Below are 6,590 nucleotides of genomic sequence, written 5' to 3' on the forward strand. Positions count from 1 at the left end.
CCCTCCGGGCCCACCATTTCTGTCTTCGGACGTTGTTTTTCCATCATTTTTTTCTCGATTTGTCTCACCGGAATTCCGGCTCGATGAAAGTGGGACATTATTGCGGGCCACGTAGGTTTTGCGGCGCTCGAAACCGGCATCGATGATGCGCTTGGATTGGGCGGCTTTGGTGTAGTGCTGCGCCATCTTGGAATCAGACCAGCCGAAGATCGCCATCAACTGATGTTCGGTAGCACCTGCCTCGGCGAGGATCGTCGCGGACGCCTTTCTTAGGCCGTGCGCCGAGCATTTCGGCAAATCCGTGTCATTGCACCACTGGCGCATCTTGTTGCCGAAGCCATTGCCGGTGAACGCCTTGCCATATTCGTTGATAAGGAATGTCGGCTGATCATGCGTTATCTGATCCAAGGCCTCGCGAAGCTCGTCTGTAACCGGCAGACTGATCGACTGCGCGTATTTTCTCGACCCCTTCTGCGGCATGAATTCGATGCGGTCTCCGACCAGGTTTCTCCAACCAAGTTTGACGAGGTCAGAGCGTCTGACGCCCAAATTCAGCATCAGTTCCAATGCAAGCCGAGCTGTGGAGCCGAGCGGATAGGCTGCGCGATAGCGCGCCACTTCCGCTTCGCTCCACGTATGGAAACCGGGAGACTTATGGATTTTGGTGACGCCGTTCGTGGGATTGAATGTCGCCAACTCCGCGCTGATGGCCCAATTGAAGAGCGCCTTCAGGTACTTCACCAACTTGTCAGCCGCGCCGGGCGTGCCGCTGCGCTTCATCTGGCTGGCTTCGATGTTGGATTTGCGGATCTTCTTGAACGGCAGTTCGCCCACATTGACGCAATAGCGATTGAGAACGCTCTTTTTGTCCTTCTGCGTGGCCAGAGACTGGCTCTGAAACGCCTTGGACCGATAATAGGTCTCGACCAGCCAGCGAACCGAGCCGGGTTCCAGTCGTGAAATCGGGACGGTCTTTTCACCACGATCACCCGCCAGCACGCGGTGATATTCCTCGGTAAAAGCTTGGGTGACGCTGCCAGCCTCGTCCAGATAGGCGGACGTCATCCGGTACTTCGGCATGCCTGGAAGGCGGAGATAGAACCGCTCGTTGCCGTGCCGATCGATATCCCGCGAGCAATATTTGAAGGGGATAGAACGGTTAGCCGACAATGTCATCAAACGGGTTCTCGTCATCGTCATCATCTGGCTTTCTATTGTTCTCCATGAGAGCTCGCCACGCTCCCAATATCTCCGCCACATCCCAGCGCCGTAAGAATTCGATCTTGACGCCTTGAGGCATAAAACCGCGTCGAACCCAATCATCAAAGGTTCCAGTTGAAATGTCGAGTAACGCTGCAGCCTGAGTTCTGCTGACTGCAACCTTGAAAACGGGCAATGGAATGGGGGCTTTTGGTTGAGTGTTCATATTATTCTCTCACTCTCCCGCGCCCCTGTTCGTTAAAAAGCGTGGCCCCCAACTCGGCTCGATCATATTTGCGGAGATATACTCATCCACCGCATTCTCTGGCAGGAAAAGGCTTCCGCCAATCCGGACATGACGGATTTCCTGCTTGGCGATTAGATTCCGTATCCGAGCAAGCGGCCACCCGCAGCGGTCCGCTAGTTGTTTAGGTGATAAAAGCTGAGATTGCATAATTACCCGACTCCATAGAGATAATTCGACACAACAGGGAATTAATCATATAATCGCGCTAGCCGCAATTATTTTATCGCATTCGAGATATTTTGATGCAAGACGGATTTATGGAGGCTATGGGGCAAAGGCTCGGGAAAATTCGGAAGGATTCCGGACTGAAGCAAGTGCCTTTTGCCGAAGCGCTTGAGGTGTCGCAAAGCGCTTACAACACTTACGAGCGCGGAAATCGTGAGATGCCCGCAAAGCTTCTCCGCATTCTGCATTTGAAATTTAATGTGAATCCAGCCTGGATGCTCACGGGAGAAGGAAGTCCCTACAATCGGGACACGGTCGACTTGTATCACCATGTCACGGAGGCGGTTGACGCTTTCATTGCAAGGGAAAACTGTCAGGTGGAATCGGAAAAGCGGTTGAAGCTCATCAGGTTCCTGATTGACTACGCCGAACAACACGGCGAATTCACTGAGGAAATTGCAGAAAAATATCTGAGGTCAGCGATATGAGTAAATCGAACTTCGAAGAGCAAATAGTGCAAGGCGCATACGTGCTTGGTCGCCAGCGAGATCAATTTGCGTCTGAAAAACGAAATCTGGCAAGGCAATTGCGATACGCCCAGCATTCGGCCCGGCTCGGTAATCTCTCAAAGCAATACGATTTTGGGATGGTCTTTTTTTCCACGTTAGGAGCGGTCTCACTTATCTTGTTTGATGCCAAGAGCGACCCAAACGGTTGGGTGATCACTGTTTTCGGTTTTTTAATGATGTTACTCGCATTTGGAATTGCATTTCAGAGCCGAAAGATGGTCAATCGGGCGAAAAGTTTCCATGACCGTTTCGGTAGCTGGCAGATTTGATGGCAGGTATTCAACCCACTTTGATGGGTTGAATAATTCCGAAAAATGCATTATTTGAACCATTGAAAGGGTCAATTAATGCGCTTAACGCTCCAAACCCATTTTGATGGTGAGTGGCATCACGCCGCGACATTGGAACTCAAGGACGACGCGGCCGGCTTCCAGGGCGCGTCGATCGTCGATTACGATCTCGACTATTTCGTCACCGTGGCATCGGCGGAGTTTTCTGCTGGGAAAACGGTCCGGGACCATCGCGCCTTATCCGTCCGTTACCCCGTCGATCTCGAAAATCGATATAGCCGCAGCTGGCCGCCCTTCCTCTTGGATCTAATGCCGCAGGGACATGCAAGGCGAAAGCTTGCCGAGCACCTCGGTCTTACTGAAGGTTCGCGCGCTTCTGATCTGCCACTGCTTCTCCGATCGGCGACTGGTGGCATAGGCAATATCCGCATCAAAGAAGCGGCGGACGCCGAAGTGGAACGGCTGCGCGGTGTTGAGCGCCAAGGGGTGACAGAAGCGGAAATCCTTGAGCGGTCGGATCGCTTCATGGAAGTCGCCGACCGCTTTGGAATGCTGGCCTCCGGCTCGAGCGGCCTGCAAGGCGAATGGCCGAAGGTCTCTATGACGCAGGCGAATGACGGGCTCTATTATCCCGACAGCTTCGTGACCGATGATGAGGCCGTGCGCCACGTGATCGTCAAGCTGGTCCGCAGCAACGAGCCTATAGACCGCCTGATTCTCGAAGGCGAAGCCCTCTATTCGCGGATCGCTCAAGAGATCGGTCTGAATGTTAGCGAACCCTCGGCCTATGCCGAAGGTGTCCTGATCATTCCCCGGTTCGACCGGAAGAACAAAGAAGGCGTCGGAACCGTCAGGCTGGGCCAAGAAAGCCTGGTGTCCGCGATCGGCGTTGCCGATTTCGGCCATGTCGGCACGCATGAGGCCTATATCGACGTTCTGCGCCAATATTCGGCTGATCCATTCGCAGACATTGTTGAATACATAAAGCGCGACATCGCCAACCTGGCCCTCGGCAATCCCGATAATCACGGCCGGAATTCCGCATTGAGCAAGCACCAGGACGGCGCGATCCGCCTGTCTCCGCTCTTTGATTTCGCGCCAATGCGGCTCGCCAAGGAGGGAATTGTTCGCTCCACCCGATGGGCGATGATGCGTGACGGCGGTCGCGATCATCTTCCCGATTGGAAGCGCATTTGCGGCGAACTGATGCCCGATCCTGCTGAGCAGAAAGCGCTCGCAGCTACGCTTTCCGAGTTTGCTGAACACCTGCGCCAGACTCCGGCCATGGCGAAAGAGATGGAAGCGTCTCCGGACCTTCTGGAACGTGCGATGGGACGCTGTATCGCGATAGCAGACAGCGTTCTGGCTGCGTGCCAGTGATGCCGAAGGAAAGCTAAATGGCTCGGTGGAAGAAACCCACGAAAGAAGAGATTCTCGAAAACCGGCGAACATTGGCAGAGCGTGCGCGAACTGGTGATCTAAGGCTACCTGGTGCGGTGGCCGAAATCCGAAAGGGTTTCGGCATGACGCAGGTGGAGTTTGCCAAAACGCTTGGGCTATCCAGACGCCAAGTTTCTGAAATAGAAGCCGGCATGGCAAATCCAACGCTTGAAACGATTGAAAGGATAGGCCGGCTATTTGGCTTTACTGCGGGATTTGTGCCGAAAAAATTGCCTTAATTGTGCTTTCATCCCTTTAACTCGATCGCTTTTTGCTTAAGGGCCGGGTTAAGTATTTCGCTTGGACCACGTGCTTTCACCCCTGAAATGATTACGCGGTATCGCGCGCGCGTTATTGCCACATAAAGTCTATTGTGGGCCGTAAAGCTGAGAAATGCTCTACTTTCAGCCGATACGCCACTTGTTGACGGCACTCGACCGTCGTCAACGCCCACGATCACCACGCCGTCAAATTCGAGCCCCCCTACATAGTCGGGCATTGAGAGGACGAAGCGCCCTGATTGTCGCGCCTTTTTTATTACCTCTAAATTTCCACGCTCTTTAAGCAATTCTATAGGTTTGTTTTCGGACTCAGCCTTGCTAGTCAACAGCTTGAAAAGCTCTTCTCCAAAGGCGATAATTGCAATATCGCCGCGCGAAGTTGACATGGATTTCACCATGTCTTCAGCTTGTTCAAAAGCTCCCTTTACCAGGGATTCATCATCATCATACTGTGTGTAGACAGGAGGCTGACACATTCTTTCTTCTTCAAAAGAAAGATTACTGTTCGCCAGCAGAAGAGGGTCCTCAAAGTTTGTAAATAGACTTGCACCAGATGAGGTTACTGTGAACGCCAAGTTTACGATGTCCGGGGAACAACGGAAAACAGTCGACACCTTCGTGCGGTTATTTTGCAAACTTTCAGTATCCGGCACCAAAGTACCAAAATCCACATCATTGGCCCAGCCACGGTCGCCAATAGCTTGCGAGCGATCAACTGCAAAAGCGATTTGGTACCTATCGTCGCGCTTCGTAAGATGATGAAAGACAGACAGCTCATTCATATTAAAAAGGTGAGTTTCATCGATGAAGATGCAGTCGTATCCTTCGCGCAGCCTTCTCCGCCTCCAAATCGGCGTCGCCAATTGCCCAAGCGCGCTTAACATAACGTCATCAGTATCAAATTGCGCACCCGAAATCAGCTGGTCTCGGTAGAGCTCATATACTCTCCACACGAATGATTTATCACCTTCATTTTGCAGAGGGAGCCCATTTTTCAGCGGCGGCACCTTGGAATAGGAGTCGAATTTCTCGTTTGCTCGTCCTTTAATAACTACGCCTATTTCGTGCTGAAGCATTTGCATCAGCGCCCAATCTTCTTCCCGACTTAAAAACTCTGAAAAGCCTACGGATAAAAACTTCTGATACGTTGTCAATTCTCGCCGCGCGTGCTCCAGCGCCTGTTCGACATAAAGTAACTGCAATTGCTTAGCGTCATATGCATCAGGATCAAGCAACTCAGTCGCTGATATCTCCTGTCGCAATATTTCGGCGCAGAGCCCCTGCAAGGTGACCACTTTCAGTGCCCGGCGAGGCGACAAGGGGCGCAGAAAGTGGCCAGCATCCATGGACTCTAGAACGTCCAAGATACTCTTTCGACTCGCTTCGCTGTGAGTGACGAAAAGGCTCGAATTCTCGAGGTCTTTTTCCTGTGCGCCCTTAAGCGAATGCACAGCTTTGAGCGCCAAACAAAGAGTTTTCCCGGTACCTGCTGGTCCTTCGATTCGAGCCGGGGATTCGAGAGGAGCCACAACGAACCGCCTCTGTTCCGACGTCAGCGCGCGCATCCAAAGGTCGTACCCCTGGTGGATATCTAGACGTCCGGGAGGAGGACCAACAGACACACCTTGTAAAGCGGATATCTGAGCCGCACCAGCACCTGCCGGTTTCCTTGAAACATCCAGGTGCGGCAGATCATCCAAAAACTTCCTGAAAACAGTAAATGACGGTGTCTCGCCAGGTCCCTTTCCGTCATCGAGGCCGGCTTTATATACGAGAAGGTAGCGTTCCGCTTGTCCACGGCGCTCTAAACGAGACGCATCCGGATTCAAATCTATCGCGACTCTAAACCCTGTTTTCTGGCTTATTGGAAATGGAAAAATAATAGCCTTCTTATAGGCAGGGAATACCATCTCGGAGGGATTTAAGATTTTGTGGTCCCAATGCTTAATAGCGAACCGCAGCACGCGCTGTAGGATTTGAACGGCATCAAAGGATGGTTGCTTAGGATCAAAAACACCTGACTCGTCTAAATCAAATACGACGTAAGCGGGTATACCGCCGCCGGCATACGTTACAATCTTGCCGGCACCCGAGCGCGACGTGTGAAGGCTTAACCGAGGCGCAATGCCTGATATGTCGTCCAGTTCGCCCGAGAGAATTCGCAGCAACTCAGAGCCTTCCTCAAAATCGATCGATTGAAGGCGACGGTTCCCTACGATTTCTTCGACAGCTTCTCGCTGGAATGCAAGGTATCTCATCTTAATTAGCCCTCACTCGCCGAAGTGGACAGTGTCATTTTGAACCGCCCCGACTTTGCCGGAGACCCCAACTCGTGAGA

General features: G+C 52.4%; 8 protein-coding genes. 4 read left to right on the forward strand and 4 right to left on the reverse strand.

Translation table 11 applies throughout. The annotated features are described in order from the left end of the window. From J5N58_RS25765 to J5N58_RS25775, 3 genes are all read right to left on the reverse strand, one after another. Nucleotides 1–1,203: tyrosine-type recombinase/integrase (locus J5N58_RS25765; protein ID WP_244714335.1), on the reverse strand; the 1,203-nt coding region annotated here is incomplete at its 3' end. Then, entirely contained in the window at nt 1,160–1,426 is a 267-nt protein-coding gene (locus tag J5N58_RS25770) for a helix-turn-helix transcriptional regulator (RefSeq protein ID WP_244714337.1), read from the reverse strand. The genes J5N58_RS25765 and J5N58_RS25770, both read right to left, overlap by 44 nt. Before the next feature lie 9 nt (nt 1,427–1,435). Further along, the gene (locus J5N58_RS25775) at nt 1,436–1,654 is read right to left on the reverse strand and encodes a helix-turn-helix domain-containing protein (protein WP_244714339.1); all 219 of its coding nucleotides are present in this window, start codon (nt 1,652–1,654) and stop codon (nt 1,436–1,438) included. A gap of 95 nt (nt 1,655–1,749) precedes the next feature. Between J5N58_RS25775 and J5N58_RS25780 the strand changes: the two genes are divergently transcribed. From J5N58_RS25780 to J5N58_RS25795, 4 genes are all read left to right on the forward strand, one after another. Beyond that, nucleotides 1,750–2,160, forward strand: a complete 411-nt coding sequence (locus J5N58_RS25780) for a helix-turn-helix domain-containing protein (RefSeq protein WP_244714341.1) — start codon at nt 1,750–1,752, stop codon at nt 2,158–2,160. Next, entirely contained in the window at nt 2,157–2,510 is a 354-nt protein-coding gene (locus tag J5N58_RS25785; RefSeq protein WP_244714343.1) for a hypothetical protein, read from the forward strand. Before J5N58_RS25780 ends, J5N58_RS25785 begins: the two co-directional genes overlap by 4 nt. Nucleotides 2,511–2,588: 78 nt before the next feature. Then, nucleotides 2,589–3,911: a type II toxin-antitoxin system HipA family toxin gene (locus tag J5N58_RS25790; RefSeq protein ID WP_244714345.1), complete on the forward strand. Its 1,323-nt coding sequence runs from the start codon at nt 2,589–2,591 to the stop codon at nt 3,909–3,911. A 17-nt stretch (nt 3,912–3,928) separates the two neighbouring features. Beyond that, nucleotides 3,929–4,210 carry a helix-turn-helix transcriptional regulator gene (locus J5N58_RS25795; protein ID WP_244714347.1) on the forward strand — a complete coding sequence of 94 codons (282 nt, stop codon included), beginning with the start codon at nt 3,929–3,931 and terminating at the stop codon, nt 4,208–4,210. Nucleotides 4,211–4,218: 8 nt separating this feature from the next. On the opposite strand, the gene J5N58_RS25800 is transcribed toward J5N58_RS25795, so the two are convergent. Further along, nucleotides 4,219–6,510 (reverse strand): UvrD-helicase domain-containing protein, encoded by a 2,292-nt coding sequence (locus J5N58_RS25800; protein ID WP_244714349.1) that lies wholly within the window; start codon nt 6,508–6,510, stop codon nt 4,219–4,221. Nucleotides 6,511–6,590: the final 80 nt, after the last annotated feature.

The organism is Paenirhizobium cremeum (assembly GCF_022884085.1).
Classification (GTDB): Bacteria; Pseudomonadota; Alphaproteobacteria; order Rhizobiales; family Rhizobiaceae; genus Allorhizobium; species Allorhizobium cremeum.

Coding starts and splice junctions, on each gene's coding strand:
- J5N58_RS25770 (WP_244714337.1), bottom strand. CDS start 1,426: ATGAACACTCAACCAAAAGCCCCCATTCCATTGCCCGTTTTCAAGGTT.
- J5N58_RS25775 (WP_244714339.1), bottom strand. CDS start 1,654: ATGCAATCTCAGCTTTTATCACCTAAACAACTAGCGGACCGCTGCGGG.
- J5N58_RS25780 (WP_244714341.1), top strand. CDS start 1,750: ATGCAAGACGGATTTATGGAGGCTATGGGGCAAAGGCTCGGGAAAATT.
- J5N58_RS25785 (WP_244714343.1), top strand. CDS start 2,157: ATGAGTAAATCGAACTTCGAAGAGCAAATAGTGCAAGGCGCATACGTG.
- J5N58_RS25790 (WP_244714345.1), top strand. CDS start 2,589: ATGCGCTTAACGCTCCAAACCCATTTTGATGGTGAGTGGCATCACGCC.
- J5N58_RS25795 (WP_244714347.1), top strand. CDS start 3,929: ATGGCTCGGTGGAAGAAACCCACGAAAGAAGAGATTCTCGAAAACCGG.
- J5N58_RS25800 (WP_244714349.1), bottom strand. CDS start 6,510: ATGAGATACCTTGCATTCCAGCGAGAAGCTGTCGAAGAAATCGTAGGG.